The following is a 25,848-nucleotide window of genomic DNA, read 5'->3' as shown; positions in this document are numbered from 1 at the left end:
GATGGCGCTTCGTGACATGATCGTGCTGCTTGGCGAAAAGCGCGGGCTCTCCCGCGAGGATGCCTATACCCTCTGTTCGCTCGCCGCCGACCTTCGTGTCACCCAGACCGTGAATGGCTCGAAGGGCATCCATTGCGTCATTGAAAAGCGCCTTCTCGCCTGATCAGGAAACTCCGGTGAGTGCCTGAAGCCCGGCGTGTCGCATCCACGTCACCGCCGGCACAAGGGTCTGGCCCCGGCTTCCGCGGCGCGCGGCTTCGGGGACGATGTGAAGGCCCGACCGGCCAGAAACCCGCCTCACGCCGACCGGGAAAGGCGGCGCCCAGGCAGCGATAGGCGCGTTTCAGCCCGGGCTTCGACGCGCCTCCGGTAGCACGGATTTGCCGATGATCTGTGCCGCCTTGCGCACGACATGCAGGGTGGAGCCGACAATCAGCGGGTCCGGGCCAACCACCACCTCGGGATCCTTGTTCGGGTATTCCAGCGCGGCGAGGAAATGTTGCAGGCAGTTGAGCCGGGCGCGCTTCTTGTCATCGGATTTGACAATCGTCCAAGCCGCATCCGCAGTATCGGTATAGAAGAACATCGCCTCTTTTGCTTCCGTACAATCATCCCATTTGTCGAGCGAGGCAATATCGATCGGTGAAAGTTTCCATTGCTTCAGAGCATCGCTTTCGCGCGCGGCAAACCGCGCGCGCTGTTCGCCCTGCGTCACCGAGAACCAATATTTGAACAGCCGGATGCCGGACCGCACCAGCATCTGTTCAATCAGCGGCGCCTGCCGCATGAATTCGAGATAATCCCCCGGCTGGCAGAAGCCCATGACCCGTTCGACCCCGGCGCGATTGTACCAGGAGCGGTCGAACAGCACCATTTCACCCGCCGCAGGGAGATGCTCGATATAGCGCTGGAAATACCATTGCGTGCGCTCGCGGTCGGAGGGCTTCTCCAGAGCCACCACACGGGCCCCGCGCGGGTTGAGATGTTCCATGAAGCGCTTGATCGTGCCCCCCTTGCCGGCGGCATCGCGCCCTTCGAACAGGATCACCATCCGCTCACCGCTGGCCTTGATCCAGTTCTGCGCCTTGAGCAGTTCCACCTGCAACGCCGCCATCTGCCGGGCATAGGCGCGTTCGGTCAGCCGGTCGGAATAGGGATATTCCCCGGTTTCGAAGGCCCGGCGCACTGCATCCGGATCAGCCTGGAGCCGCCGCATTGCCTCGCGCCGCTCGGTCTTGGTGGAGCGTCGCGCCGACGCATCCGGAGTCGCAAAGGCCAGGGCCGCCGCCGCCCGGCCAATCGGCGTTGCGCTGTCAGGCTCGATCCGGGTTCCGCTCTCGCCATCCGCCATGGTGGTCCCTCCCTCGCCGCCATTCATTTTAATGAAAATGCAATTTAATCAATGATTTAGACGCACAGTCAAAAATCAAGATTTCTTTCTACCCACAACCTACCCACTATTTTTTCGGGCTGAATGCAGGCATTTGCGGACAATTTCAGCCGTTCGAAGGCTCTTCAGCATCCCGCGCGATGGCGTGCCGTTCGCGAAACGCCTTCATCATGGGCGTGGGGAAAACGACAAGACGGAAGAGAAGCCACCACAGATAAAACCCGGTTGGGCTGTTCAGCGAACCCGACGAAACCAACCCATGCGCGATGCTGTTTCGAAGGTTCGGGCCGGTTCGACCGGAAAGCAGTGATTGAAGGTCGAACACGAAAGCCGCGCCAAGTGCCTTCTTGAGCCGTTCGTTCCCCATGATGCGTTCGATTGACCAAACCTCTTCAACGCCGTCCTGATTCAAGCTTCTTGGAACCTCGCCTGATTGTTCGATGATATGCCGCAACCCATTTTCCGCTTGGGGCACGAAGATATGCAATGCCGTCGAAAAATCCCACCGGAAGCCGTCTGCTATGGCCTTCACGAACAAGGGCAACCGACCTTCGGGGATAAAGCCGCTATCGGCAATCAAGCCTTCGATTTCCTTTTCGGTCACGTTGTGTTCGCTCAAGATCGTTCGGACAGCGGGTGCGAACGATCCCATGACATTTATGCCTCGAATGAAACTTGCATTCTGTTCAATGAACCCTTCGATGGCTGCTTCGCGCTCCTTCGGGTCCGATGATGAAATGCTTGGCCTTCGACCAATCTTCCGTCCGGTTTCGTCGTAAATTTCGGCGTCGATATGTGCGTGCAAGGGCGCGTCTTCTAGCTCCTTCAACGTCCGTTCTCGGATGCCCACAGGATCATTTGGCTTTTCAAAGACGGCCAATTGGCAAAGGGCATCGTCAAGCGCCAAGCCTTTGAAAGCGGCTTCGGCGTGTTCGACCATCGGGCGAATATCAATTTCGTGGCTAATGCTCTTCATGTCGTCGAGCGTCTTTCTGCCCGCGACGGCAAGCCGTCGCTGCAATTCGGGAATGCGGGCACGAAGAGATGGCCGTTCGCGAAAGGCCAGAACAGCGTCTTCCCAAAAAGAGCGCGCGACCATGAAAGACCCGCTGGCTTCTTGCGCTTCGGCTTCTTGGACATGCGTTTCGGCAGATGCGACGCGGGCCGCTTCCGCCGCTACATCGTCCTTGGCCAGCCTCAACAGCTTCGCTTGAACGTCGAAGTGGTTGCGCGCGCGCCTGAAATCGCCGCCTTCGCATGACTTCGCTGCAACGCGCCCGGCGATTTCGGCAAGTGCGGGAAAATCACCGAACTGGAATTCGGCAAGAAATTCGAGCGCCTTGCAGGTGAAGAACAAAGGGTCTTGGCCGTCGTAATGGTGCACCCGCGCTTCAAGATGCGCAAGGACCGACTTTGGTAGTTCGCCCTTCGCTTCGATTTGCCGGGCAAGGCGCAATCCGCGTTCGTACCTTTCCATGCAGGCAGGCCAGTGTTCCGGGTCTTCCAACCGCGAACCGGCTTCGATGTATGCAGCGACCGCAATTCGTGCGGCCTTGAAATCCTTGCGCCTTAGCCAAAGAATGTCGCCAACACGCGCCTGAAATTCAGGATCGGCGACGGTGTGAAGCGTGCCTTGGATCGCATCAAGATCACTATCCGAAAGATCGGCGGGTATCATGCTTCGCCGCCCTTCCATTTGCCACATAGGCCCGAACGGTTCCAACTTCACCGCCGTGAAATGGAAATCAAAAATCTGCGAAAGCAGCGACCATCCAATACCCGGCTGTTCTTCGTCCTTTTTGCGAAAGGCGGAAGCAAGTTCGTAGTCTTCTTTCTTTTCGACGCCTTCAATCAAAGCCAAGATCGAAGCGGCGTCGGGAAGGGTTGTCTTGTCTTCAGCCAAGGAAGCCACCCGCTTTGCAGTTTGATTTCATCGAATCGTCGAACAATGGTCGATCCTAACCAGTAGAATCGGCATTTTGGCGTCGGTTTTTCATCTGCCCACACCTTGTTCGCCGGTCGGCCAGCGCGGCTGGGTGTCCGAGTATTTCAGTTCGAGCCTCACGCGCATCGCGCCAAGGCAGGCCTTGAGAAGGAGCAGATTCTACAGGGCCTCCTGAACGGGAAGCTCAAGCGCTTCGAGGTGCATATCGATGCGGATGTGAAGAATGCCGCCCCAAAGAACCAGATGGCGGCGTCATCAACCCGCTGGCGTCATGGCCGAGCTCGGCCCGGCCATCCACGCCTCGAGAATGCGAAGCCCCCGGAAACGGGGGTTTATTCATTTCTGCATCTTGATACTGCTGCGGCGGAACGACAAAGCCACGGACTGACTATCTTGACCACCGGGGGTCAATTCCAGCCAGCAAACGAAAACGACTACATCGCTGGCGGCTAAATAAACACAATGAAGCGACGGCTCACAGAATGACAAAACGCTGTCTCTTGGGTCGGTCTCGAGACTTTTGATCCAACTCAGAAACTCTTGCCATTCGGAAGACGTGAGGCATTCGCTGACGGCCTTAAATTCTTGATCCAGCCTACGCCACTCGACCTCGCAGACAAGCCATTCGAGATCATTTTCCGTCGGCGGCGCGATAACCTCGACTATCTTGATTGAGAAGAATTCGTCAGATTTTTGCGCAGTTACATGCATGTGACCATCCACCCTTTCGGGCTTAAAACAACGGTGACACGTGAGCCAACATATTTCGTGTTTCCATTGGGTTGAACAATGACACGCAGCGGATTGGTCAGTGCATCCGTAACCATATCAAGAGAAATTCCTCTCTCCTGCATGCGACGTAAGGCATGCCCCGAAATCCCTGTACATTCGGCAACTGGCTCGATGAGTGTTCCATCCGGCGCGACACCAAATGCATCCAAAGATTCGTCATACTCTTCTCCTCCCTCTCCACCCTCCTCCGGCATCCACTGCCCGCCGCGCGGATCGCCGGCCGGCCAGCGCGGCTGGGTGTCCGAGTATTTCAGTTCGAGCCTCACGCGCATCGCGGCGAGGCAGGCCTTGAGGAGGAGCAGGTCCTCGCGGATCGAGAGAACCTCCCGCATGAAAGGCGAGTCAGAAGCGCGAGGGGGCGACAGGCGGGAAGATCGGTGAAGAAGCGGTAACAGCGGAATGGGCTTTCCTTGTCAGGCCTTCATGAAGCGCAACACACCCTCCAACGGTCAAGAGAAAATAGGAATATTTTCCGTTTTTATCCCCGCTCCAGCAGCTTCCCCATCACCCGCGCGGTGTAATCCACCATCGGCACGATGCGCGCGTAATTGAGCCGCTTCGGCCCGATGATGCCGAGCACACCAACGATCTTCTGGTTCTGGTCGCGGAAGGGGGCGGCCACCAGCGAGGAACCCGAGAGCGAAAAAAGCTTGTTCTCCGAGCCGATGAAGATGCGCACGCCATCCCCCTCCTCGGCGCGGGAGAGCAGGTCGATCACGTCCTTGCCGCGTTCGAGATCCTCGAAGAGAAGGCGGATGCGCTCGAGATCGGTCGCGGCCTCGAGGTCTTCGAGCAGGTTCGCCTGCCCGCGCACGATCAGTCGCGTCTCCCCGCCGGATTGCGAGAGGCTCGCGAGCCCGCTTTCCACAAGCCGCGCGGAGAGAGAGTCCATCTCGGCCTGCATGGTGAGGCGATCGCGCTCGATCTCGGCGCGGAGTTCGCCGATCGTGCGGCCCGCGAGGCGATGGTTGAGGTAGTTCGAGGCTTCCGTCAGCGCAGAGGCCGGCAGGCCGGGGGGAAGCGCGAGGATACGGTTTTCCACCGAGCCGTCATCCGCCACCAGCACCACGAGGGCTTGCGTGGGGTCGAGCCGCACGAATTCGATATGCCGCAGCTTCTTGTTGGATTTCGAGGTGACCACCACGCCCGCGCCGCGGCTCACTCCCGAGAGGAGGCTCGTCGCCTCCGCAAGCGCATCCTCGAAGGAGCGGCCCGAGCCGCCCGCCGCGATCTGTGCTTCGATGCGGCTGCGATCCTCCTGGCTGACATCGCCGATCTCAAGGATGGAATCGACGAAGAGCCTGAGGCCTATTTCGGTCGGCAGGCGCCCCGCGCTCACATGCGGCGCGTAGATGAGACCGAGATCCTCGAGATCCTGCATCACGTTGCGTACGGTCGCGGCGGAAAGCGAAACCGGCAGCACTTTCGAGATGTTGCGCGAACCGACGGGCTCGCCACTTTCGAGATAGCCCTCGACGATGCGACGAAAGATGTCGCGTGAACGCAGGTCGAGTTCACTATAGCCTTGCGAGGCATGGGGGGCGGCATGGGCGGGTTTCAGATCGCGGCTCATCAGGCTCCAGAGCATGGAATCACGGGACGAAACGATTTCAGGTTTCATGATACTGCGCTTGGCGCGTATTCCAAAGATGCAGTCCTGCTGCGGCGCAACGCTCTTGAGAAGCGGCCCGGAAGGGCGTAAGACGCCGCCTCTTTCCCCCGACTTCGACACCAGAGAGACGGAGATGCCATGCGCCCCTCCAAACGTGCCGCTGATGAATTGCGGGCTGTGAGCCTCGAACGCGCCTTCGCGCGCCATGCCGAGGGCTCCTGCCTCGTGAAATTCGGCAACACGCATGTGCTCTGCACGGCGACACTGGAAGAAAAGGGCCCCTCCTGGCTGCGCGGCACCGGAAAAGGCTGGGTGACGGCCGAATACTCCATGCTGCCGCGCGCCACTTTGGAGCGAACGCGCCGCGAGGTGACCGCCGGCAAGCCTTCGGGCCGCACGCAGGAAATTCAGCGCCTCATCGGGCGTTCGCTGCGTGCGGTGGTGGATCTCGCGGCGCTCGGCGAAAAGCAGATCGTGCTCGATTGCGATGTCATCCAGGCTGATGGCGGCACGCGCACGGCGTCCGTCACTGGTGCCTGGGTGGCGTTGCATGATTGCTTCCGCTGGATGATGGCGCGGAACATGCTGACGACCATGCCGCTGCGGGACCATGTCGCTGCGATTTCCTGCGGGATCTATCGCGGCAATCCCGTGCTTGATCTCGACTACGCGGAGGATTCCGCAGCCGGGACGGATGCGAATTTCGTGCTGACCGGCACGGGCGGCATCGTGGAAATCCAGGGCACGGCTGAACAGACTCCCTTCTCCGAGGCTGATTTCGCGGCCCTCCTCGGCCTCGCCAAGAAGGGAATCGGCGAGCTCGTCGCCATGCAGAAGGCGGCGATCGGCGCATGAGCGCGAAACGTCTTGCCGGCCGGGTGGTCATCGCCACGCATAATGCGGGCAAGCTCGCGGAAATGCGCGATCTTCTTGAGCCCTATGGCCTCGAACTTGTCTCGGCGGGCGAACTCGGCCTGGCGGAGCCCAAGGAAGATGGCATGTTGTTCGCCGAGAACGCAGCCATCAAGGCCCTTGCCGCCGCGAAGGCCTCAGGCATGCCGGCGATCGCCGATGATTCCGGCCTCGCGGTCGATGCGCTCGATGGCGCTCCGGGCCTCTTTACCGCCGATTGGGCAGGTCTCCCTCGCGACTGGGTGCGCGCCATGACCCGCGTGAAGGCCGAGCTGGAGGCGCGCGAGATCGAGATGGTGGGCGCGCCCGCGCGCTTCGTCTCGGCGCTGGTCGTCGCCTGGCCCGACGGGGAAACCCTTCTGGCCGAAGGGCGTTGTTTCGGACATCTCACCTGGCCGCCGCGGGGCGAGGCAGGTTTCGGCTATGATCCGGTCTTCGTGCCGGAGGGCGAGAGTCGCACGTTTTCCGAGCTTTCCCGCGACGAGAAGCACGGGATACGCGAGAAAGGCGGCCGGCTCACGGGCCTTTCGCATCGTGCCAGGGCTTTCATCCGGCTCATTGAAAAGGCCGGACTGACGAAGGTTTCCGCATGAGCGCGCTCATCCTCCCGCCCTTCGATGCCGGCTTCGGCGTCTATGTGCATTGGCCCTTCTGCCAGGCGAAATGCCCCTATTGCGATTTCAACAGCCACGTCCGCCGCGCCGGCATTGACGAGGCGCGCTTCGTCGCGGCCTTCCGGCGCGAACTGCAGCACATGCGCGAGATGGCGCCGGGCCGCACGGTCTCCTCCATCTTCTTCGGCGGCGGCACGCCCTCGCTGATGAAGCCCGAGACCGTCGGCGGGATTCTCGAGGCGATTGGCGAGAACTGGGCGATTGCGCCGGATTGCGAGATCTCGCTCGAAGCCAACCCCACGAGCGTGGAAGCGGGCCGCTTCAGGGGATACCGCGCGGCGGGCGTGAACCGTGTTTCACTCGGTGTGCAGGCCCTGAACGACGAGCATCTCAAGGCGCTGGGCCGGCTGCACAATGTGGCGGAAGCCCTGGTGGCGATCTCCACCGCCGCCTCGATCTTCGAGCGCTACTCCTTCGACCTGATCTATGCCCGGCCAGGCCAGACGGTGGAGGCGTGGCGCGAGGAGCTGGTCGAAGCGCTCGCGCATGCGCCAACGCATCTCTCGCTCTACCAGCTGACGATCGAGGAAGGCACGGCCTTCCACGCGCTTCACGCCGCAGGCAAGCTGGCGATACCGGATGACGACACCGCCCGCGCGCTGTTCGACACCACGCAGGAGATCTGCTCGAAATTCGGGATGCCGGCCTACGAGGTTTCAAACCACGCCAAGCCCGGCCATGAATGCCGCCACAACCTGCTCTATTGGCGCTATGGCGAATATGCCGGCATTGGCCCCGGCGCGCATGGCCGTCTGGTCACCACACGCGGCCGCCGCGCCTTCGCGACCGAGAAAAGCCCCGAAGCCTGGCTTGATTATGTCGAGCGCGACGGCCATGGCATCGTTTCCGACGAGGCGCTCGACCATGAGGCCGAGGGCGACGAATTCCTGCTGATGGGCCTGCGCCTTTCGGAAGGCATCGACCCCGATCGCTTCCGCCTGCTGCGGGGCCGCGATTTCGAGGCCTCGCGCGTCGAGGCGCTCGTAGAGGAAAATCTGATCGAATTCTGCCCGGATCATCGCCGTCTGCGCGTCACGCGCGCCGGTTTCCCGGTGCTTGATGCGATCGTGGCCGATCTCGCCGCCTGAGGCGGGAACGCCTCAGTTCCCTGCGAAGCTTGTCGGCGCGCCCGAGATCGCCCGCGCATTGCCGCCGCGGATCTCGAAAACCGCGATCCCCCGGTCATTGAGGCCATTGGTGCGGAAGCGGAACACGCCATCCTGCCCGGCAAAGCCATTGGGGTTCGTGAGGTTTCCGTCGGCAAAACGCTGCGCGCCATAGGCCTGGGTCAGCGCGCTGGCGAGCGTCACCGCATCATGGGAAAGCGTCGCGAGCCGCGTCGGGGCCGAACCGAAGCGCTGCTGGTAGCGCGTGGCAAGAGCGTTGAAGCGCGAATTGTCGGGTGCAGCGAACCACGCGCCCTCGAGCGCCGGAAGGCCAATCGCGCGCGGATCATTCCAGATGCCGGTCGAGATCAACTGCGTGGAACGGCTGGTGATGCCCTGGGCCGCGAGTTGCTGCATCACCGCGCCCACGCCATCCGCGCCTTCACCGATGAACAGCGTATCGGACTGGCTCATCACATCCCTCAGGCGCTGTGCGGCCTGGCTGAGGGAGGCCGTATTGCCCGGCTGGAAGCGCTCGACGCGCGTCACCCGGCTGCCCTGCTGATTCGCCACCGACATGAACTCCGCCTCGACCACATTGCCATAGGCCGTCTGCGGGATAAGCGCGGCGAAGGCCTTCTTTCCGCGCGATTGGGCGAAGCCGACCACGCGCTGCACATCGGTCTGCGGCAGGAAGCTCAGGAGAAAAACCCCGCGCTGGGCCACGCCGGCATCGGAGGAGAAGGCGATCATCGGCTTGCCGGCAGGCCGCAGCACAGCGGCGGCCGCCTGCACATTCGGCGCGAAAAGCGGGCCGAGCACAAGTTCTGCGCCCTCCTGCACGGCCTCCTGCGCCGCGAGCCGCGCGCCTTCGGGCGTGCCGCGATCATCCTTCACGATGATCTGGATATTGGATGAGGCAGCATTGCCGCCGGAGAAATCCTCCACCGCGAGCTCGGCAGCATTGCGCAGGCTTTGCGCGGCAGCCTGGCCGTTCTGCGAGGAGATCGGCAGGATGAGGGCAACCTTCACCGAACCATTGCCGATCACGTCACCGGCGGAATTCTGAGGCTGCACCTGATCATTATCGGACGAAAGGCCGAGCGAATCCAGGGGGGAGCCTGCGCAGCCTGCAAGAAACCCGGCCAGTATCAGGCTTGCGCCGAGCCGGCCTGCCCGGGAAAGATCCCATTGCATCTTTCCGCCTCCTTCTCCGATGCTCCCGACCGGCAGCGCCGAGCGCGCTGATCGCAGGCCGATGCCAAAGCCTTTCCAAATTCCATCTATCCGCTTAACCCTGACAAAGAATCGTTAACTTTGTCAGCCGCAAGGCCCGCAAAGCCACAGCTTGCAGAAAACCGTCATCCCGTGCTTGGAGAGGGAAGGCCCGCATGCCATGCATCAGGGCGAGGCGGAGCAGGCCAGCAAGGGCGGCGCATGGCGCATTACCTGTTAAGGGGCGAACGTTTCGAGGCCGGGCCGGTGGAGCCAGGCCTGCATCTCGTGGCGACCCCAATCGGCAACCTGCGGGACATCACCCTCCGTGCGCTCGACACGCTCGCAGGGGCCGATCTTGTCCTCGCGGAGGATACGCGCGTCACGAAAGGGCTTCTCACCCATTTCGGCATCACCACGCACCTTCATGCCTATCACGAGCACAATGCGGCACGGGAGGAAGCGGGACTTCTCGCGCGTCTCAAGGGGGGTGAAACGCTGGCGCTGGTGAGCGATGCCGGCACGCCGATCATCTCCGATCCCGGCCAGAGGCTCGCCCGCGCCGCCCTCACCGAAGGCGTGAAAGTGACGACCGAACCCGGCGCTTCCGCTGTCCTCACCGCCCTGGTGCTTGCCGGGCTTCCAGCCGAGCGCTTTTTCTTCGAAGGTTTCCTGCCGGCGAAGGCGGGCGAACGGCGCCGTCGCATCCAGGAGATTTCCGGCATTCCCGGCACGCTCGTGCTGTTCGAGGCACCGCATCGCGTGGCCGGAACCATGGCCGATCTCGCGAGCCTGCTCGGCAAGCGCGAGGCAGCACTCGCGCGCGAGCTCACCAAGAAATTCGAAACCGTGCGGCGGGGCACCCTGCCGGATCTCGCAGCGGCTCTGGCGGTGGAAGGTCCGCCCAGGGGCGAGATCGTGCTGGTGATCGGTCCGCCGGAGGCGGAAGGGCCGGCGAGCGACGACCGCATCGACGCAGCCCTGCGCGCGGCGCTCGAGAGATACTCGCAGCGCGACGCGGCGGAGATCGTCGCGGGCGAAATGGGGCTCAAGCGCCGCGAAGTTTATGCCCGCGCCTTGCGCCTTTCCGAGAAAGACTAGCCCGTGGACCGGCGCGCAGCCTATCTCTTCGGGCTTGATGCCGAATTCTGGGCGGAAATCCTCCTGCGCCTCAAGGGCTATCGCATCCTCGCGCGGCGTTTCCTTGCAGCCGGTGCCGAAATCGACCTCGTGGCCAAGCGCGGCGGCACGCTCATCTTCGTCGAGGTGAAGGCGCGTGCCACGCTGGATGACGCACTGATCACCCTCACCCCGCAAAAGCTCGCTCGAATCGGGCGGGGCGCGCGAGCCTTCCTCGCGCGCATGCCCGCCATGCCCGAAACGATCCGTTGCGATGCGATCCTCATTGCACCCCGCGCGCTTCCTCGCCATATCAAGGGGGTCGGCGAATTGGCCCTCGACTGATGGGCAGCCCTTCTGATGAACCAGGCACCTCCCATGAGCTTACGCGTCGCGGTCCAGATGGACCCCATCGAGAAGATCAACATCACCGGCGATTCCACCTTCGCCCTGATGCTCGAGGCGCAAGCGCGCGGGCATGACATGGTGGTCTATGGCCCCGAACAGATGTCGCTGAAGGACAATCACCTCACGGCCCGCGTGCGGCCCGTGCGCGTGCGCGACGAGAAGGGCAACCACGCCGATCTTGGCGCGGAAACGCGTGTCGATCTTGCCACCTTCGATGTGGTGCTGATGCGGCAGGACCCACCCTTCGACATGAACTACACCACGGCGACGCATCTGCTCGACCGCATCCACCCGAAGACGCTGGTGGTGAACGACCCCACTTCCGTGCGCAACGCGCCGGAGAAGATCCTCGTCAACGAATTCCCGGACCTCATGCCGCCCACCCTCGTGAGCCGCGATCGGCAGGAAATCGAGGATTTCCGCGCCGAGCATGGCGATCTCGTGATGAAGCCGCTCTATGGCAATGGCGGCGCGGGCGTGTTCCAGGTCGGCCGCGAGGACGAAAACTTCAACGGCTTCTTCGATCTCTTCGCGGGCCTCAGCCGCGAGCCCTGGATGATCCAGAAATTCCTTCCGGCCGTGAAGGCCGGCGACAAGCGCATCATCCTGGTCGAAGGCATCGCGAAGGGGGCGCTCAATCGCGTGCCGGCGGCGGGCGACATTCGCGCCAATCTTGTTCGGGGCGGTGCCGGGCAGGCGACCGACCTTACGCCGCGCGAGAAGGAAATCTGCGCGCGGATCGGCCCGGTGCTGAAGGAACGCGGGCTCATCTTCGTGGGCATCGATGTGATCGACGGCAACCTGACCGAGATCAATGTGACATCCCCGACGGGCCTGCGCGGAATCAAGCGCCTTGGCGGGCTGGATCTCGCGGTCGATATCTGGGATGCGATCGAACATCGCCTGGGGCGGAGTTGAGCGCATGCCCGAGGCCGCGATTCCTCCCTTCCCGCTGGAGCCTGTGAATGCTGCGCCCGATAGCGAAGCGGCGCGCGCGGCCTTCCTGGTCGAGGCGCGCCATTACCTGCTCGATGCGCGCAAGCGGGCGGAAATGCTGCTCTCGGCCGAGGGAGGCCGCGCCTGCGCCATCGCACTCTGCGTGGCGCAGGACCGCTTGATCGCGGCGCTCTACGACCTCGTGACCACGCGCCTCTACCCTAACCCCAACCCTTCCGCGGGTGAGCATCTCGCCATCGTGGCGGTCGGCGGCTATGGGCGCGGCACGCTCGCGCCAGGCTCGGATACCGATGTCCTCTTCCTGCTGCCGGTCTCGACCCCCTGGGCCGAGAACGTGGTCGAGGCCATGCTCTATGTGCTGTGGGATCTCGGCCTCAAGGTCGGCCATTCCACCCGCACCATCGACGAATGCATCCGCACGGGGCGCGAGGATCTGACGATCCGCACGGCTCTCCTGGAATCGCGGCGCATTGCCGGCGAGGATCGGATTTTCCGCGAGTTCGAGACCCGCTTCGACAAGGAGGTCGTGGCGGGCCGCGCGGCGGAATTCGCCCATGCGAAGCTCGCGGAACGCGATGAGCGCATCGCGCGGGCCGGGCTCTCGCGCTATCTCGTCGAGCCGAACGTGAAGGAAGGCAAGGGCGGCCAGCGCGACCTGCAAACGCTTTTCTGGATCGCAAAGTTCGTCTACCGCGTGAAGTCAGTGGAAGGCCTCGTGGAAGCGGGTGTGTTCACGCGCCGAGAGTTGCGCCTGTTCGAGCGCTGCGAGGAATTCCTCTGGCGCGTGCGCTTCCACATGCATTTCGTGGCCGGGCGCCCGGAGGAGCGCCTCACCTTCGACATGCAACGCCTTGTCGCGCAGCGCATGGGCTATCACGGCCGCGACACGCTCAGCGCGGTCGAGCGCTTCATGAAGCACTACTTCCTCGTGGCGAAGGAAGTGGGCGATCTCTCCGCCATTCTCTGCGCCGATCTCGAAATGCGCGAGAAGAAGCCCCGCGCCATGCTCGATCGCTTCATGGGCCGGCTCCGCCGCCGCTCGCGCGCCTTGGCCGGCACGGCAGGTTTCCGGGTTGAAAACAACCGCCTCGCTATCGAAAGCCCGGATGTCTTCGCAAAGGACCCGGTCAACCTCATCCGGCTCTTCTGGTTCGCGGACCAGAACCGGCTCGACCTTCACCCGGCAACCTCGCGGGCGGTGACGCTGAACCTGCGCCTGATCACCGAAACCCTGCGCGCCAATACCGAAGCCAACCAGCTGTTCCTGGAGATCCTCACCTCCCGCAACAGCCCGGAAGCCGTGCTGCGGCTGATGCACGAGACCGGCGTTCTGGGCCGTTTCATCCCGGAATTCCAGCGCATCAGCTCCATGATGCAGTTTTCGATGTATCACCATTACACGGTGGATGAGCACACCCTGCGCTGCATCGGCCTGCTGGCGAAACTCGATTCGGGCGAATTGGGGGAAGATCACCCGCTCTCGCACAACCTGTTGCCGAACATCGCGAATCGCCGCGCGCTCTATGTCGCGCTTTTCTTGCATGATATCGGCAAGGGCCGGCGCGAGGCGCATGAAATCGTGGGTGCGCGCATCGCCCGCTCGCTCTGCCCGCGCCTCGGCCTCTCGCCGCAGGAAACCGAGCTGGTGGCCTGGCTCGTGGAGAAGCATCTTGTGATGTCGCAGACCGCCCAGGGCCGCGATATCTCCGATCCGCGCACCATCCAGAGTTTCGCGGGAACGGTTCAGACACTGGAACGCCTGCGGCTGCTGCTCATCCTCACGGTTTGCGACATCCGCGGCGTCGGCCCCGGCGTCTGGAACGGCTGGAAGGGCCAGCTCCTGCGCGCGCTCTATCGCGAGACCGAGATGGTGATCACCGGCGATTTTGGCGGAGTGGAGCGTTCGGCGCGCATCGAGGCGGCCATCGCGGAATTGCACAAAGGCCTCCCGGATTGGTCGGAAGCGCAGTTCAGGGCCTATGCGCGTCGCCACAACCCTGCCTACTGGATCAAGGTCGATCTTGCGAACCAGCTCCGCCATGCCCGTCTGGTCGAGAAGGGCATGAAATCCGGCGATCATTTCCAGGTGGATTTCACGACCGATGGCTTTCGCGGCGTCACCGAACTCGTGGTGCTGGCGATCGACCATCCGCGCCTGCTCTCGATCCTCACCGGTGCCTGCGCGGCGGCGGGCGCCAACATTGTGGAAGCGCAGATCTTCACCACCAATGACGGTTTCGCCCTTGATACCATCACCATCTCGCGCGCCTTCACCCAGGATGCCGATGAGTTGCGCCGCGCGGATCGCGTGGCCCGTCACATCATCGCGACACTCAAGGGCGAGGTGAAGCTGCCGGAAATCGTTGCCTCGCGCTCGGCGCAGGCTCCGGTCTCGGAAGCATTCACCGTGGCACCGGATGTGGTGATCGACAACGAACTTTCGGCCAAATCGACCGTGGTGGAGGTCACCGGTCTCGACCGGCCGGGCCTGCTCTATGCGCTCACGACCGAGATCGGCAAGCAGAACCTCAACATCAATTCCGCTCGCATCGTCACCTATGGCGAGAAGGCGGTGGACGTGTTCTACGTCACCGATCTCACCGGCGGGAAACTGATGCAGCCGCCGCGGCAGGCGCGACTGAAGAAGGAGTTGCTGGCCGTGCTGGCAAGGCCCGGACAGGTGGACACAACAACGAAATCCGGGGCGGATGCGGCTTGATTTTGAGGCTTCGAAACTCGATATCGCGTCGAGACGCTTGGATGATTTCCAAGGTTTGACACTTTCCAAGGTTTGACACTTTGCAAGGACGGATGACACGATGAGTGCTGAGGAAAAACGTGACGCCACGCCTGCGCCCGAAGCGGCCAGGGCGGAAAGCGAGCGCCTCGCCGCGCTCGAGCGCGACAATACCGATCTCAAGGACCGGCTTCTGCGCGCACTGGCCGAGATGGAGAATCTGCGCCGGCGCACCGAGCGCGAAATCCAGGATACGCGCGCCTTCTCGATCACCAAATTCGCCTCCGACATGGTGGGAACGGCGGATAACCTGCGCCGCGCCATCGAAAGCGCCCCGAAGAGCGAAGAAGGCCAAGCCGCGCACGAGGCCATCGCCAAGGCGATCCAACCGCTGCTCGACGGCGTTGCCCTTACCGAACGTGAGTTGCTGAAGGCGCTGGAGAAGCACGGCGTGAAGCGCCGCGAACCGGTGGGCGAGCGTTTCGATCCGCATCGCGATCAGGCGATGTTCGAGATCCCCGATGAATCCGTGCCGAACGGCACGGTGATGCAGGTGATGCAGGTCGGCTACATGATCGGGGAGCGCGTGCTGCGCCCGGCCATGGTGGGCGTCTCCAGGGGTGGCCCGGCCCGGCCGGCCAACGAGGCGGAAGCCGAGAATCAGGCCGAAGCGCTCAGGCCGGAAATGCCGCGCCCCAATGGCCCGCAGGAGCCGCTGCGGCCGAAATTCGACAAGCGGGCCTGAAACAAGCAGGCCTGAAACAAGGCGGCGAAAACATGAAAAGGCGGGCCAAACGCCCGCCTTCTGCATTGCAAGAGGCGCGATTATCAGCCCTTCAGCACGTCGAGGCTGGCGATTGTCGTATCGGCGTTCAGGCGATAGACCAGCGGCACGCCAGTATCGAGCTCTCGCGCGAGGATCTCGTCGGGCGTGAGGCCCTCCATCGCCATGATGAGCGCGCGCAGGCTGTTGCCATGCGCGGCCACCAGCGTGCGCTTGCCGGCCATGACCTGCGGCAGGATGCGGTGGATGTAGTAGGGCAGCACACGCGCGGCGGTATCCTTCAGGCTCTCGCCGCCCGGCGGGGGCACATCATAGGAGCGGCGCCAGATATGCACCTGCTCCTCGCCCCATTTCGCGCGGGCATCGTCCTTGTTCAGGCCGGATAGCTCGCCGTAATCGCGCTCGTTCAGCGCAAGATCGCGGATCGTCTCGAGGCCGGGCTGGCCGAGTTCGCCGAGGATGAGCCGGCAGGTATGCTGCGCGCGGACCAGATCGGAGGTGAAGGCGATATCGAAGCCGATGCCCCTGGCCTTGAGCCGCTGCCCGGCCGCCCTCGCCTCGCCCACGCCTTTCTCGGTAAGGTCCGGGTCCTTCCAGCCGGTGAACAGGTTCTTGAGGTTCCAGCCGCTCTGGCCATGGCGGCAGAGCACGAGCAGGCGATCCATGATCGTTGGTCCTTGTTTATTCTGGTCGCATGCTTTTCGCGATGAACCGGATTCCACTTCATCGCAGCATGCTCTGGGCTTACTTGGGTGGAAACAGTCGGCGGATCGCCAGCAGCGTCAGATGAATTCCAACAAAGCCACCGAGAATGGCAAAGGCGAAATCGATCCCCGCCAGCCGATCCAGCGCGAGGTAGCAGCCGAAGCCCACCATCACCGCAACCGTGTAGACGAGATATTCCCGGACGATGGGTTTCATGTCAGGCCTCGATGCCGAGAACGTCGTTCATGGAATAGAAGCCCGAGCGGCCATGCGCCCAGCCCCAGAGAGCGGCTTTCACCGCGCCTTGCGCGAAGAGCCCGCGATCCTCGGCGATGTGGCGCAACTCGATGCGCTCGCCATTGCCGGCGAGGATCACCGTGTGGTCGCCCACCACCGTGCCGCCGCGCAGGGCCTGAAAGCCGATCGTGCCATCCGCGCGGGCACCGGTATGGCCGTCCCGCGCCCGCACGGCCGCCTGAGAGAGCGAGACGCCCCGGCCTTTCGCGGCCGCCTCGCCGAGGAGCAGCGCGGTGCCCGAGGGCGCATCCACCTTCATGCGGTGAGGCATCTCGACGATCTCGATATCCCAGCCGCTCTGCAAGGCTTTCGCGGCCTGCTTCACGAGCGCGGCGAGCATGTTCACGCCGAGCGAGAAATTGCCGGACTGAATGAGGGTGGAATGGCGCGCCGCGGCCTTGAGCTTCGCGAAATCCGCCTCCGCAAGCGCCGTGGTGCCCACGACATGCACGAGCCGCGCCTGCGCCGCGAGGCCGGCGAAATGGACGGTCGCGGCGGGGGCCGAAAAATCCAGCACCCCTTGCGCCTTCACGAAGGCTGTCAGCGCATCCTCGGTGATCGGGACGCCATTGGGCATGAGCCCCGCGACCAAGCCCGAATCCTGCCCCAGCAGCGGCGAGCCCTCGCGCTCGATCGCCGCGTGCAGCACCACGCCGGGGGTATCATGGATGGCCTTGATGAGGCTCTTGCCCATGCGGCCACCCGCCCCCACCACCACGAGCCGCATCGGCCCATTCGAAGGCGCGGGAGGGTTGGAAGCCATGGCGGTGCCTCAGGGCTCGGTGCCGGGAACGATGACCAGATCGATCTCGCCGACGGAATCGAGATGGACCTTCGCGGCCTGATATTCCGGGCTCTCGTAGCAGGCAAGCGCGGTTTCGTAATCCTCGAACTCAAGGACGACGTTGTGCTTGCGCGGCGTGCCCTTTGCCACCTTGCCGGCGGGGCCGCGCACGAGAAACTTCGCGCCATATTTCCGGAAGGCGATGGAGTTGAGTTCCCGATAGCGGCCATAGGCCTCCTCGTTGGAGACATCGACCCGCGCGACCCAATAGCCCTTGGCCATCACACGCCCTCCACGATCACGAAATCACCCACGCTCACCGGCCAGCGCAGGCGGCGGGCCTCCATGTATTCGGGCGAGAAGAAATAGGCCTTCGCCTGCTCGAAGCTCTCGAATTCGAGGATGACGTTGCGCGTACGGCCCTCGCCCTCGACGATTTCGGCCTTGCCGCCCCGCGCGAGGATCTTGCCGCCATATTGCGCGATGGCCGCCGAGGCCTTCGCGGCATAGGCCTTGTATGCCTCGGGATCATGCACGGAAACGCGACCGATCAGATAACCTTTGGGCATGGAATTCCTCCTTCAGGAAACAGCCTGGATTTCATCGAGAATGGACTGCATGGCCTGGGCGGGATCGGCGACGCCAGTGATCGGCCGGCCGATCACCATGTGGTCGATGCCGGCGCGGATCGCCTCACCGGGCGTCATCACGCGCTTCTGGTCGCCCAGCGCCGCGCCCGCCGGGCGGATGCCGGGCGTCACGATCTTCAGGCTCTGCCCCACGGCGGCGCGGACGGTCGCCATGTCGGTCGCCGAGCAGACGATGCCCGCGCAACCCGCCTCGTGGATCTGCTTCGCACGCCGCGCGATGAGATCCTGCACGCCCATGCCGTAGCCCGCGCGGGCGAGGTCGCTGTCATCCATCGAGGTCATCACCGAGACGCCGAGAATGGCGAGGTTCGCGCCGGTCGCAGCCTTGGCGGCGGCGGCGAGCGTCTGCGGATAGGCATGCACGGTGAGGAAGGTCATGCCCATGCGGGCGATCTGCCCCACACCCTTCTCGATCGTGTTCGGGATGTCGTGCAGCTTGAGATCGAGGAAGACCTTCCTGCCGCTTTTCGCAAGGTCTTGCGCGAAGGCAAGGCCCCCGGCAAAGGCCAGCTCGTAACCCACCTTGTAGAAGGTCGCGCGGTCGCCGAGCCTCTCCACCACGGCCTGCGCGACAGCGACATCCGGCACATCGAGCGCGACGATCACACGGTCGCGAAGATCCATGGTTCAATCCTTCCGGCGCAGTTTCACTTCCCAGAGGAGCCGCTGGAGACATGCAGCGAGCATCTTCGCGGCGCTTTCATCGGCCAGCACGCCCTTCTCGGCCAGCGCCTTGTTCGCGAAGGGCACCGGCGCCATTTCGGGGATCACCAGCGCGCCGAAGCCGAGTTCGAGCGTCGCGCGCAACTGCATCAGCCCGCGATAGCCGCCACGCGGGCCGGGCGAGGCCGCACCGAGCGCCACCACCTTGCCCGCAAGGCCGGGCTTGCCGCCATTGCACATGCTCGCCCAATCGAGCGCGTTCTTGAGGATCGGCGGATAGCCGGAATTGTATTCGGGTGTGGCAATGAAGAGGCCATCCTGCCCCTGCAGGGCCGCGTTGAAGGCACGCGCCTCCGGCGGCGGGTTCGGGCGGCCATCCTCGTCGACGAAGGGCAGCGGGAAATCCGCCAGCGAGATTTCCGTCACCGTCGCGCCCAGCGCCCGCAGATCGCGCGCGGCGATGGCCGCCAAGCGACGGTTGAGCGAGGTAAGTCGCGTTGCGCCGGAGAACACCAGAATGCGTGCCATGCCATCCCTTCCGCTTGTTGAAAGCCCTTCCGGCAGTTAGAGGAAAAGGGCGTTGCTGCAAACGCGAAATTCTTCCGCTTCGAGGGAAAAATGATTCACGACGGGCTGGTTCCTGCCATTGGCAACACGCCGCTCATCAAGCTGAAGCGCGCCTCGGAGGAAACCGGCTGCACCATTCTCGGCAAGGCCGAATTCCTCAACCCTGGCCAGTCCGTGAAGGATCGCGCGGCGCTCTTCATCATCCGCGATGCGATGGCCAAGGGTCTCGTGAGGAAGGGCGGCACCATCGTCGAGGGCACGGCCGGCAATACCGGCATCGGCCTCACGCTGGTGGGGAAAACGCTGGGCTTGAAGAGCGTCATCGTGATTCCGGAAACGCAGAGCGAGGAGAAGAAGCTCGCGCTTCGTTCGGCAGGGGCAACGCTGATTGAGGTTCCGGCGGCGCCCTATGCCAACCCCAACAATTTCGTGCGCGTCTCGGGCCGCCTCGCGGAAGAGCTTGCGAAGACTGAACCAAACGGCGCTTTCTGGGCCAACCAGTTCGACAATGTCGCGAACCGGCAGGCCCATATCGAGACGACCGCTCCAGAAATCTGGCGCGACACAGGCGGCAAGATCGACGGCTTCATCTGCGCGGTCGGTTCGGGCGGCACGCTCGTCGGCACGGCGATGGGCCTGCGCGAGCGGAAGCCCGATATCAGGAGCGGCCTTGCCGACCCCTTCGGCGCCGCACTTTACAGCTATTACACCACCGGCGAACTCAAGGCCGAGGGCTCCTCGATCTCCGAGGGCATCGGGCAGGGGCGCATCACCAAGAACCTCGAAGGCTTCAAGCCGGATTTCGCCTGTCGTATCCCCGATGACGAGGCGATGCGCATCGTCTTCGGCCTCGTGGAGGAAGAGGGCCTCGTGATGGGCGCTTCCACGGGCGTCAACGTGGCCGGCGCCATTCGCCTCGCGAAGGAGATGGGGCCTGGACACACGATCGTGACCATCCTCTGCGATTACGGCACGCGCTATGCCTCGCGGCTCTTCAACCCGGAATTCCTGGCCTCGAAGGGGCTGGAAGCGCCGCGTTGGCTCACGGAGAAGGGCGCGATCCGCGCGCCCTTGGTGGCGGTCTGAATCTCAGGCCTGCAGGCGGCGATAAACCCACACACAGGCCGGCGGCAGGTTCTTCCAGACCCGCGGGCTGACATGCGCTTCGAAATTGGCGCGCTTGCGCGGCACGGGCGAGACCGTGGCATAGGTGAACTGGATGAAGGGCGCGCCGGGCCGCATCAGCTCGAAGGCGCGATGGAGCAGCGCAAGGCGCAGTTTCTCGGGCTTCGTGAAAAGCGGCAGCGAAGACACGACCGCCGCCGCCGGCTTCTTCAGATGCGGCGCGACCACGGTTTCCAGCGCATAGGCATCGCCCTGCACAATGGTGGCCCTGGGGTAGCGCTTGGCGAGAAGCGTGCAGAATTCCGGGTTGTACTCCACGAGCACGAGGCGCTCCTCGGCGATGCCGCGCGCGATGAGCGCATCGGTCACGGGGCCGGTGCCGGGGCCAAGCTCGACCACCGGGCCCATGCTCTCGGGTTCGACATAGCCCGCCATCTTGCGCGCCAGCGCCTTCGAGGAAGGCGACACCGCGCCGGTGACGAGGGGCTTGTCGAACCAGGTCTTGAGGAACCGGGCATCGTCATCGATCTTGGCCTGTTTCACTTCGGCCTGGATTTTCGCGACGAACTTCCTGCCCTTGATCTGCAATTCCTGAAGCGGATCAGGTTTTTTCGGGCCGATCATGTTGGCGTCGCGCAGGGACTTCGCCTCGGCCTTGTTCTTCACCTCGGCCTTGATGCGGGCAACCAGCTTCCGGCTGGTGCGGCGCAGGTCCTCGAAGGGCTTTTCTTTGCGAAGGCCGGTCAACACGCACGCTCCCGGTTGCGCTTCTGGCTTTCAAGGTCTTAACCGCCTTGCTGGCACTGGGCAAGGGCGTGGCCGATCTTCAGCGTTTGCGGAAGGCCCCGCGCTCAGGGTGCGCCGCTGAAGAAATCCTTCACGCGGTTGAAGAAGCCGGCCGATTCCGGCGAGGTTGCCTGCGAGGAATCCTTCTCGAATTCCTGCAGCAATTCACGCTGGCGCCGCGTGAGATTCTGCGGTGTTTCCACCAGAACCTGCACATAGAGGTCTCCCATCTCCTTGGAGCGCAGAACCGGCATGCCCTTCGCGCGCTGGCGGAACTGCTTGCCGGATTGCGTGCCTTCGGGGACCTTGATCACCGCCTCGCGGCCGTCGAGTGTCGGAACCCTGATCTCGGTTCCGAGCGCGGCGGCGACCATGGAAATCGGCGCGCGGCAGAAGAGATCCGCACCATCGCGACTGAAAAAGCCGTGCGGCTTCACCGAAAGGAAGATGTAGAGATCGCCCGGCGGCGCGCCGCGCGCGCCCGCCTCGCCCTTGCCGGCGAGCCGCATGCGCGTGCCATCTTCCACGCCGGCGGGAATTTCGACCGCGAGCGTCACCTCACGCGTGACACGACCGCCGCCCGAGCAGGCGCGGCACGGGTCCTCGATCACCTCACCGCGACCCTGGCAGGTGGGGCAGGTGCGCTCGATCGTGAAGAAGCCCTGCATGGCGCGCACGCGGCCGAGGCCGCCGCAGGTGCCACAGGGCTTGGGCTTGGAGCCCGGCTTCGCGCCAGTCCCCGAACAGGCCTCGCAGAGGATGGCCGTGGGGACCTTGATGCTCATGTCCTTGCCGGAATAGGCATCCTCGAGGCTGATCTCGAGGTTGTAGCGCAGGTCTGCCCCGCGCTCGCGGCCACGCCCACCGCCCCCGCGCCGGCCACCGAACACATCGCCGAAAATATCCTCGAAGATATCCGACATGGAGGAGGCGAAATCCGGCCCGAAGCCGCCAGGACCCCCGCCACCGCCATTCTCGAAGGCGGCATGGCCGAAGCGATCATAGGCCGCGCGCTTCTGCCCATCCGAGAGAACCTGATAGGCCTCGTTGATTTCCTTGAAACGCCTTTCGGCCTCGGCATCCCCCGGGTTCTTGTCCGGGTGATATTGCATCGCGAGCTTGCGGAAGGCGCTCTTCAGCGCAGGCTCATCCGCATTCTTCGCAACACCCAGAAGCTCGTAATAGTCACGCTTGGACATGCCTCAGGCTCCGGCATCCGGCAGAAGAAGGCCGCGCACGTGGGGCGCGCGGCCCTGACGATCGGGGGAAAAGCAGCTCACAAGAAGCGCCCTTCGGAAGCGTTACGATTTCTTCCTGTCGTCCTTGGAGACGTCCTTGAACTCGGCGTCGATGACGTCTTCCGTCTTCACGCCATCCTTCTCGGCATCGGCCTTGGCGCTGGCCTCCTGCTCGGCCTTGTAGATCGTCTCGCCGATCTTCATGGCCGCCTGCATGAGGGCCTGCGTGCGCTCGCCGATCATCTCGGCATCCTCGCCCTGCAGCGCATCGCGCAGGGACTGGATGGCCGCTTCCGCGCCGGTCTTGTCCGCCTCGGGGAGCTTGTCGCCATGCTCCTTCAGCGATTTCTCGGTGGAGTGGATCAGGCTTTCGCCCTGGTTCCTTGCCTCCACCAGTTCACGGCGCTTCTTGTCTTCCTCGGCATTGGCCTCGGCTTCCTTGACCATCTTCTTGATATCGGCATCCGAGAGGCCGCCCGAGGCCTGGATGCGGATGGCCTGCTCCTTGCCCGTTGCCTTGTCCTTCGCCGAGACATTCACAATGCCGTTGGCGTCGATGTCGAAGGTCACCTCGATCTGCGGCACGCCGCGCGGCGCGGCGGGCAGCCCTTCGAGGTTGAAGCGGCCGAGCAGCTTGTTGTCCGCCGCCATCTCGCGCTCACCCTGATAGACCTGGATGGTCACGGCCGTCTGGCCGTCTTCCGCCGTGGAGAAGACCTGGCTCTTCTTGGTGGGGATCGTGGTGTTGCGGTCGATGAGGCGGGTGAACACGCCACCCAGCGTCTCGATGCCGAGTGAAAGCGGGGTCACGTCGAGACGGAGCACGTCCTTCACGTCGCCCTGCAGCACGCCGGCCTGGATGGCGGCGCCGATGGCCACGACCTCATCCGGGTTCACGCCCTTGTGCGGCTCCTTGCCGAAGAAGGCCTTCACCACTTCCTGGATCTTCGGCATGCGGGTCATGCCGCCGACGAGCACGACCTCGTCGATCTGGCCGGCCTGGATGCCCGCATCCTTCAGCGCCTTCTTGCAGGGCTCGATGGTGCGCTGCACGAGATCATCGACGAGGCTCTCGAACTTCGCGCGGGAGAGCTTCAGCGCAAGATGCTTCGGGCCGGAGGAATCGGCGGTGATGTAGGGCAGGTTGATTTCGGTCTGGAGCGCGCTCGAAAGCTCGATCTTCGCCTTTTCGGCCGCTTCCTTCAGGCGCTGGAGGGCGAGCTTGTCCTTCTTCAGGTCGATGCCCTGCTCGCGTCTGAACTCGTCCGCGAGATACTCGACGAGGCGCATATCGAAATCTTCGCCGCCGAGGAACGTGTCGCCGTTGGTGGATTTAACCTCGAACACACCATCGCCGATCTCGAGGATCGAGATGTCGAAAGTGCCGCCGCCGAGGTCATAGACCGCGATGGTCCCGGTGGTCTTCTTGTCGAGGCCATAGGCGAGTGCCGCCGCCGTCGGCTCGTTGATGATGCGCAGCACCTCGAGGCCGGCGATCCGGCCGGCATCCTTGGTTGCCTGGCGCTGGGCGTCGTTGAAATAGGCCGGAACGGTGATGACAGCCTGCGTGACCGGCTGCCCGAGATAGCTCTCGGCCGTCTCCTTCATCTTTGTCAGGGTGAAGGCAGAGATCTGCGAGGGCGAATATTTCTTGCCGTCCGCTTCCACCCACGCATCGCCATTATCGGCCTTCACGATGGAATAGGGGACGAGGCCCTTGTCCTTCTGGGTCAGCGGATCGGCATAGGTGCGGCCGATCAGGCGCTTGATCGCGAAGAAGGTCTTCTCGGGGTTGGTGACCGCCTGGCGCTTCGCCGGCTGACCCACGAGGCGTTCGCCATCCGGCGTGAACGCGACGATGGACGGCGTGGTGCGCGCACCTTCGGAATTCTCGATCACCCTGGGGGTCGCGCCTTCCATCACGGCGACGCAGGAATTGGTGGTGCCGAGGTCGATGCCGATAACTTTACCCATGTCTTTTGCTCCTCTTGTCCGGCGAGCACCCTCCTCTGGTCCCGAAGCAACCGGGGAGGGAGTGATGACGGCCCCTTTAGGCCGAAACCTGGTTAACAATTCAAGGAAATCCGACACCGAACGGCGTTCGGAAACCGATCTCCGCGATATAGTAAGGCGGCTTCGCGCTCACAAGAGCGTGAGGTGCACAAATGTCACAATCCGATCTCTTCCCGGCTGCGTCCGCGCTTCGCCCGGTAGACCGGCAGCCGCCAGCCGAGGGCCAGCGCCGCACCCCGCAGCGCGAAGGCCGCGAGCGTGCCCGCGACCACCGCAATATCCCGCGCCACAAAGCCCTGGAGAATGACGAAAGTGAGCGCGCCGAGAAAGGCCGCAGAGGCATAGATCTCCCCGCGCATGATCGCGGCCTCTTCCGCGCCCATCATGTCGCGGATGAAGCCGCCGACGACCGCCGTCATCACCCCGCAGGTGACTGCAACCACCCCGCCATGGTCGAGCCCCGCCGCAGCCCCGACCACGCAGAACACCGCCATGCCCAGGGCATCGAGCCAGAGCAGCAGGCGCAGCCGCGATTCCGGGAGATGCGCCACGAAGAAGGTGAGCGCCGAGGCGATCGCCGCGACGATCAATGCTGTCGTGTCCTTCACCCAGAAGACCGGCAGGTCCAGCACGAGATCGCGCATCGTGCCGCCGCCTATCGCCGTCACCGTGCCGAAGAACACGAAGGCGGTGATGTCCATCTGCTTGCGCGAGGCGACCAGCGCGCCCGAAACCGCGAAGGCGACGAGGCCAATCCAACCGGCGATGGCGACAATATCGGAGATCATATCAGGCTTATCGCATGATTCCCGTTGGTTTGCAGGCCGAAACCTCATCAGGAGCCCAGTTGCCCCGCCTCCCATCCGAGCATGGCCCGCTTGCGCGTGAGGCCCCAATGGTAGCCCGTGAGCGCGCCGGATTTCCCCACCACGCGATGGCAGGGTACCACGAAGGAGACAGGGTTGCGCCCCACGGCCGCCCCCACCGCACGCGCCGCACTCGGCTTTTGGAGCCTTCCGGCGATGGCGCCATAGGTGGTGGCCCTGCCCATGGGGATGCCGAGCAGGGTTTCCCACACGCGCACCTCGAAATCCGTGCCAATGAGGAAGACGCGCAAAGGCCGTTCCGGCCGCCACTGATCCTGCTCGAAGATGCGCGCCGCGATGGGTGCGATCCGCTCGGGGAAGCGCCGGTAGGTCGCCCGCGGCCAGCGGCGAGTCATGTCCTCGAAGGCGGCCTGCTCGCCGCCTTCATCCGCGAAAGCCAGACCGCATAATCCACGCGCCGTGAGCATCGGCAGCGCCGGACCGAAGGGCGAGGGCACGAAATCATAGTCGATTTCCAGCCCCTCCCCGCCGCTCTTGTATTC

Annotated in this window: 27 protein-coding genes and 1 pseudogene; 10 read left to right on the top strand and 18 right to left on the bottom strand. The window is 63.7% G+C overall.

Going from position 1 to position 25,848, the window contains the following annotated elements; translation table 11 throughout:
• A pseudogene (locus ACKODO_RS09635) lies at window positions 1-163 on the top strand (amidase); the annotation flags it as partial.
• 180 nt (window positions 164-343) lie between these two features.
• Here ACKODO_RS09635 and ppk2 read toward each other — a convergent pair.
• From ppk2 to hrcA, 5 genes are all read right to left on the bottom strand, one after another.
• Window positions 344-1,351, bottom strand: a complete 1,008-nt coding sequence (gene ppk2 / locus ACKODO_RS09630) for a polyphosphate kinase 2 (protein ID WP_408983222.1) — start codon at window positions 1,349-1,351, stop codon at window positions 344-346.
• Window positions 1,352-1,496: 145 nt separating this feature from the next.
• Window positions 1,497-3,293, bottom strand: coding sequence for a DUF4209 domain-containing protein (locus ACKODO_RS09625; RefSeq protein ID WP_408983221.1), 1,797 nt, complete (start codon window positions 3,291-3,293; stop codon window positions 1,497-1,499).
• A 378-nt stretch (window positions 3,294-3,671) separates the two neighbouring features.
• A complete protein-coding gene (locus ACKODO_RS09620; RefSeq protein ID WP_408983220.1) occupies window positions 3,672-4,046 on the bottom strand; it encodes a hypothetical protein in 375 nt (124 codons plus the stop codon).
• Window positions 4,037-4,459 carry a DUF4258 domain-containing protein gene (locus ACKODO_RS09615; protein WP_408983219.1) on the bottom strand — a complete coding sequence of 141 codons (423 nt, stop codon included), beginning with the start codon at window positions 4,457-4,459 and terminating at the stop codon, window positions 4,037-4,039. Before ACKODO_RS09615 ends, ACKODO_RS09620 begins: the two co-directional genes overlap by 10 nt.
• Window positions 4,460-4,605: 146 nt before the next feature.
• Window positions 4,606-5,703, bottom strand: a complete 1,098-nt coding sequence (gene hrcA, locus ACKODO_RS09610; protein WP_408983224.1) for a heat-inducible transcriptional repressor HrcA — start codon at window positions 5,701-5,703, stop codon at window positions 4,606-4,608.
• A 174-nt stretch (window positions 5,704-5,877) separates the two neighbouring features.
• Here hrcA and rph point away from each other — a divergent pair, with 174 nt between their 5' ends.
• Genes rph through hemW form a run of 3 tightly spaced genes read left to right on the top strand, consistent with a single transcriptional unit; the run spans window position 5,878 to window position 8,413 of the window.
• Window positions 5,878-6,594, top strand: a complete 717-nt coding sequence (gene rph, locus ACKODO_RS09605; RefSeq protein WP_408983218.1) for a ribonuclease PH — start codon at window positions 5,878-5,880, stop codon at window positions 6,592-6,594.
• Window positions 6,591-7,244, top strand: coding sequence for a non-canonical purine NTP pyrophosphatase (locus ACKODO_RS09600; protein ID WP_408983217.1), 654 nt, complete (start codon window positions 6,591-6,593; stop codon window positions 7,242-7,244). The genes rph and ACKODO_RS09600 overlap by 4 nt, the downstream gene beginning before the upstream one ends.
• Complete coding sequence (gene hemW, locus ACKODO_RS09595; protein ID WP_408983216.1) at window positions 7,241-8,413, top strand: radical SAM family heme chaperone HemW; 1,173 nt, start codon at window positions 7,241-7,243, stop codon at window positions 8,411-8,413. Before ACKODO_RS09600 ends, hemW begins: the two co-directional genes overlap by 4 nt.
• 12 nt (window positions 8,414-8,425) lie before the next feature.
• Here the strand turns inward: hemW and ACKODO_RS09590 are convergent, their stop codons facing one another.
• Window positions 8,426-9,628: a penicillin-binding protein activator gene (locus ACKODO_RS09590; protein WP_408983215.1), complete on the bottom strand. Its 1,203-nt coding sequence runs from the start codon at window positions 9,626-9,628 to the stop codon at window positions 8,426-8,428.
• 240 nt (window positions 9,629-9,868) lie between these two features.
• Here ACKODO_RS09590 and rsmI point away from each other — a divergent pair, with 240 nt between their 5' ends.
• The 5 genes from rsmI to grpE all read left to right on the top strand — a co-directional run bounded on the left by rsmI (window position 9,869) and on the right by grpE (window position 15,612).
• A complete protein-coding gene (gene rsmI, locus ACKODO_RS09585) occupies window positions 9,869-10,747 on the top strand; it encodes a 16S rRNA (cytidine(1402)-2'-O)-methyltransferase (RefSeq protein WP_408983214.1) in 879 nt (292 codons plus the stop codon).
• Window positions 10,748-10,750: 3 nt separating this feature from the next.
• Window positions 10,751-11,110 (top strand): YraN family protein, encoded by a 360-nt coding sequence (locus tag ACKODO_RS09580; protein ID WP_408983213.1) that lies wholly within the window; start codon window positions 10,751-10,753, stop codon window positions 11,108-11,110.
• A 33-nt stretch (window positions 11,111-11,143) separates the two neighbouring features.
• Entirely contained in the window at window positions 11,144-12,091 is a 948-nt protein-coding gene (gene gshB, locus ACKODO_RS09575; RefSeq protein ID WP_408983212.1) for a glutathione synthase, read from the top strand.
• A 4-nt stretch (window positions 12,092-12,095) separates the two neighbouring features.
• Entirely contained in the window at window positions 12,096-14,849 is a 2,754-nt protein-coding gene (locus ACKODO_RS09570) for a [protein-PII] uridylyltransferase (protein ID WP_408983211.1), read from the top strand.
• A gap of 100 nt (window positions 14,850-14,949) precedes the next feature.
• Window positions 14,950-15,612: a nucleotide exchange factor GrpE gene (gene grpE, locus ACKODO_RS09565; RefSeq protein WP_408983210.1), complete on the top strand. Its 663-nt coding sequence runs from the start codon at window positions 14,950-14,952 to the stop codon at window positions 15,610-15,612.
• Window positions 15,613-15,695: 83 nt separating this feature from the next.
• Here grpE and ACKODO_RS09560 read toward each other — a convergent pair whose 3' ends face one another.
• The 7 genes from ACKODO_RS09560 to ACKODO_RS09530 all read right to left on the bottom strand — a co-directional run bounded on the left by ACKODO_RS09560 (window position 15,696) and on the right by ACKODO_RS09530 (window position 19,278).
• On the bottom strand, window positions 15,696-16,316 hold the full coding sequence (locus tag ACKODO_RS09560) for a 2,3-bisphosphoglycerate-dependent phosphoglycerate mutase (RefSeq protein ID WP_408983209.1): 621 nt from the start codon (window positions 16,314-16,316) through the stop codon (window positions 15,696-15,698).
• Between the two features lie 79 nt (window positions 16,317-16,395).
• A complete protein-coding gene (locus ACKODO_RS09555) occupies window positions 16,396-16,572 on the bottom strand; it encodes a hypothetical protein (RefSeq protein WP_408983208.1) in 177 nt (58 codons plus the stop codon).
• Window position 16,573: 1 nt separating this feature from the next.
• Entirely contained in the window at window positions 16,574-17,416 is an 843-nt protein-coding gene (gene dapB / locus ACKODO_RS09550; protein WP_408983207.1) for a 4-hydroxy-tetrahydrodipicolinate reductase, read from the bottom strand.
• 9 nt (window positions 17,417-17,425) lie between these two features.
• Window positions 17,426-17,719: a DUF1330 domain-containing protein gene (locus ACKODO_RS09545; protein WP_408983206.1), complete on the bottom strand. Its 294-nt coding sequence runs from the start codon at window positions 17,717-17,719 to the stop codon at window positions 17,426-17,428.
• The gene (locus tag ACKODO_RS09540) at window positions 17,719-18,006 is read right to left on the bottom strand and encodes a DUF1330 domain-containing protein (protein WP_408983205.1); all 288 of its coding nucleotides are present in this window, start codon (window positions 18,004-18,006) and stop codon (window positions 17,719-17,721) included. The genes ACKODO_RS09545 and ACKODO_RS09540 overlap by 1 nt, the downstream gene beginning before the upstream one ends.
• 12 nt (window positions 18,007-18,018) lie before the next feature.
• Window positions 18,019-18,711, bottom strand: coding sequence for an orotidine-5'-phosphate decarboxylase (gene pyrF, locus ACKODO_RS09535; RefSeq protein ID WP_408983204.1), 693 nt, complete (start codon window positions 18,709-18,711; stop codon window positions 18,019-18,021).
• A 3-nt stretch (window positions 18,712-18,714) separates the two neighbouring features.
• Window positions 18,715-19,278: an NADPH-dependent FMN reductase gene (locus tag ACKODO_RS09530; RefSeq protein WP_408983203.1), complete on the bottom strand. Its 564-nt coding sequence runs from the start codon at window positions 19,276-19,278 to the stop codon at window positions 18,715-18,717.
• Window positions 19,279-19,368: 90 nt separating this feature from the next.
• On the opposite strand from ACKODO_RS09530, the gene ACKODO_RS09525 reads away from it, so the two are divergent.
• Window positions 19,369-20,403, top strand: a complete 1,035-nt coding sequence (locus ACKODO_RS09525) for a cysteine synthase A (RefSeq protein WP_408983202.1) — start codon at window positions 19,369-19,371, stop codon at window positions 20,401-20,403.
• 3 nt (window positions 20,404-20,406) lie between these two features.
• Here ACKODO_RS09525 and ACKODO_RS09520 read toward each other — a convergent pair whose 3' ends face one another.
• The 5 genes from ACKODO_RS09520 to ACKODO_RS09500 all read right to left on the bottom strand — a co-directional run.
• A complete protein-coding gene (locus ACKODO_RS09520; RefSeq protein ID WP_408983223.1) occupies window positions 20,407-21,066 on the bottom strand; it encodes a class I SAM-dependent methyltransferase in 660 nt (219 codons plus the stop codon).
• Window positions 21,067-21,293: 227 nt separating this feature from the next.
• On the bottom strand, window positions 21,294-22,427 hold the full coding sequence (gene dnaJ / locus ACKODO_RS09515) for a molecular chaperone DnaJ (protein WP_408983201.1): 1,134 nt from the start codon (window positions 22,425-22,427) through the stop codon (window positions 21,294-21,296).
• A gap of 102 nt (window positions 22,428-22,529) precedes the next feature.
• Entirely contained in the window at window positions 22,530-24,440 is a 1,911-nt protein-coding gene (gene dnaK / locus ACKODO_RS09510) for a molecular chaperone DnaK (protein WP_408983200.1), read from the bottom strand.
• Window positions 24,441-24,634: 194 nt separating this feature from the next.
• The gene (locus ACKODO_RS09505) at window positions 24,635-25,267 is read right to left on the bottom strand and encodes a trimeric intracellular cation channel family protein (protein ID WP_408983199.1); all 633 of its coding nucleotides are present in this window, start codon (window positions 25,265-25,267) and stop codon (window positions 24,635-24,637) included.
• A 47-nt stretch (window positions 25,268-25,314) separates the two neighbouring features.
• On the bottom strand, window positions 25,315-25,848 hold a 534-nt coding region (locus ACKODO_RS09500), incomplete at its 5' end, for a methylated-DNA--[protein]-cysteine S-methyltransferase (protein WP_408983198.1).

Source organism: Rhabdaerophilum sp. (assembly GCF_046092605.1).
In the GTDB taxonomy this organism is placed as follows: Bacteria; Pseudomonadota; Alphaproteobacteria; order Rhizobiales; family Beijerinckiaceae; genus Rhabdaerophilum.
The sequence above is the reverse complement of the archived record's forward strand: the minus strand, read 5'-3'. Positions and strand labels throughout refer to the sequence as shown.

Coding starts and splice junctions, on each gene's coding strand:
- ACKODO_RS09555 (WP_408983208.1), bottom strand. CDS start 16,572: ATGAAACCCATCGTCCGGGAATATCTCGTCTACACGGTTGCGGTGATG.
- grpE (WP_408983210.1), top strand. CDS start 14,950: ATGAGTGCTGAGGAAAAACGTGACGCCACGCCTGCGCCCGAAGCGGCC.
- gshB (WP_408983212.1), top strand. CDS start 11,144: ATGAGCTTACGCGTCGCGGTCCAGATGGACCCCATCGAGAAGATCAAC.
- dnaK (WP_408983200.1), bottom strand. CDS start 24,440: ATGGGTAAAGTTATCGGCATCGACCTCGGCACCACCAATTCCTGCGTC.
- ACKODO_RS09505 (WP_408983199.1), bottom strand. CDS start 25,267: ATGATCTCCGATATTGTCGCCATCGCCGGTTGGATTGGCCTCGTCGCC.
- ACKODO_RS09570 (WP_408983211.1), top strand. CDS start 12,096: ATGCCCGAGGCCGCGATTCCTCCCTTCCCGCTGGAGCCTGTGAATGCT.
- pyrF (WP_408983204.1), bottom strand. CDS start 18,711: ATGGATCTTCGCGACCGTGTGATCGTCGCGCTCGATGTGCCGGATGTC.
- ACKODO_RS09540 (WP_408983205.1), bottom strand. CDS start 18,006: ATGCCCAAAGGTTATCTGATCGGTCGCGTTTCCGTGCATGATCCCGAG.
- rph (WP_408983218.1), top strand. CDS start 5,878: ATGCGCCCCTCCAAACGTGCCGCTGATGAATTGCGGGCTGTGAGCCTC.
- ACKODO_RS09620 (WP_408983220.1), bottom strand. CDS start 4,046: ATGCATGTAACTGCGCAAAAATCTGACGAATTCTTCTCAATCAAGATA.
- dapB (WP_408983207.1), bottom strand. CDS start 17,416: ATGGCTTCCAACCCTCCCGCGCCTTCGAATGGGCCGATGCGGCTCGTG.
- ACKODO_RS09615 (WP_408983219.1), bottom strand. CDS start 4,459: ATGCGGGAGGTTCTCTCGATCCGCGAGGACCTGCTCCTCCTCAAGGCC.
- ppk2 (WP_408983222.1), bottom strand. CDS start 1,351: ATGGCGGATGGCGAGAGCGGAACCCGGATCGAGCCTGACAGCGCAACG.
- dnaJ (WP_408983201.1), bottom strand. CDS start 22,427: ATGTCCAAGCGTGACTATTACGAGCTTCTGGGTGTTGCGAAGAATGCG.
- ACKODO_RS09530 (WP_408983203.1), bottom strand. CDS start 19,278: ATGGCACGCATTCTGGTGTTCTCCGGCGCAACGCGACTTACCTCGCTC.
- ACKODO_RS09520 (WP_408983223.1), bottom strand. CDS start 21,066: ATGATCGGCCCGAAAAAACCTGATCCGCTTCAGGAATTGCAGATCAAG.
- ACKODO_RS09560 (WP_408983209.1), bottom strand. CDS start 16,316: ATGGATCGCCTGCTCGTGCTCTGCCGCCATGGCCAGAGCGGCTGGAAC.
- ACKODO_RS09545 (WP_408983206.1), bottom strand. CDS start 17,719: ATGGCCAAGGGCTATTGGGTCGCGCGGGTCGATGTCTCCAACGAGGAG.
- hemW (WP_408983216.1), top strand. CDS start 7,241: ATGAGCGCGCTCATCCTCCCGCCCTTCGATGCCGGCTTCGGCGTCTAT.
- rsmI (WP_408983214.1), top strand. CDS start 9,869: ATGGCGCATTACCTGTTAAGGGGCGAACGTTTCGAGGCCGGGCCGGTG.
- ACKODO_RS09525 (WP_408983202.1), top strand. CDS start 19,369: ATGATTCACGACGGGCTGGTTCCTGCCATTGGCAACACGCCGCTCATC.
- ACKODO_RS09600 (WP_408983217.1), top strand. CDS start 6,591: ATGAGCGCGAAACGTCTTGCCGGCCGGGTGGTCATCGCCACGCATAAT.
- ACKODO_RS09590 (WP_408983215.1), bottom strand. CDS start 9,628: ATGCAATGGGATCTTTCCCGGGCAGGCCGGCTCGGCGCAAGCCTGATA.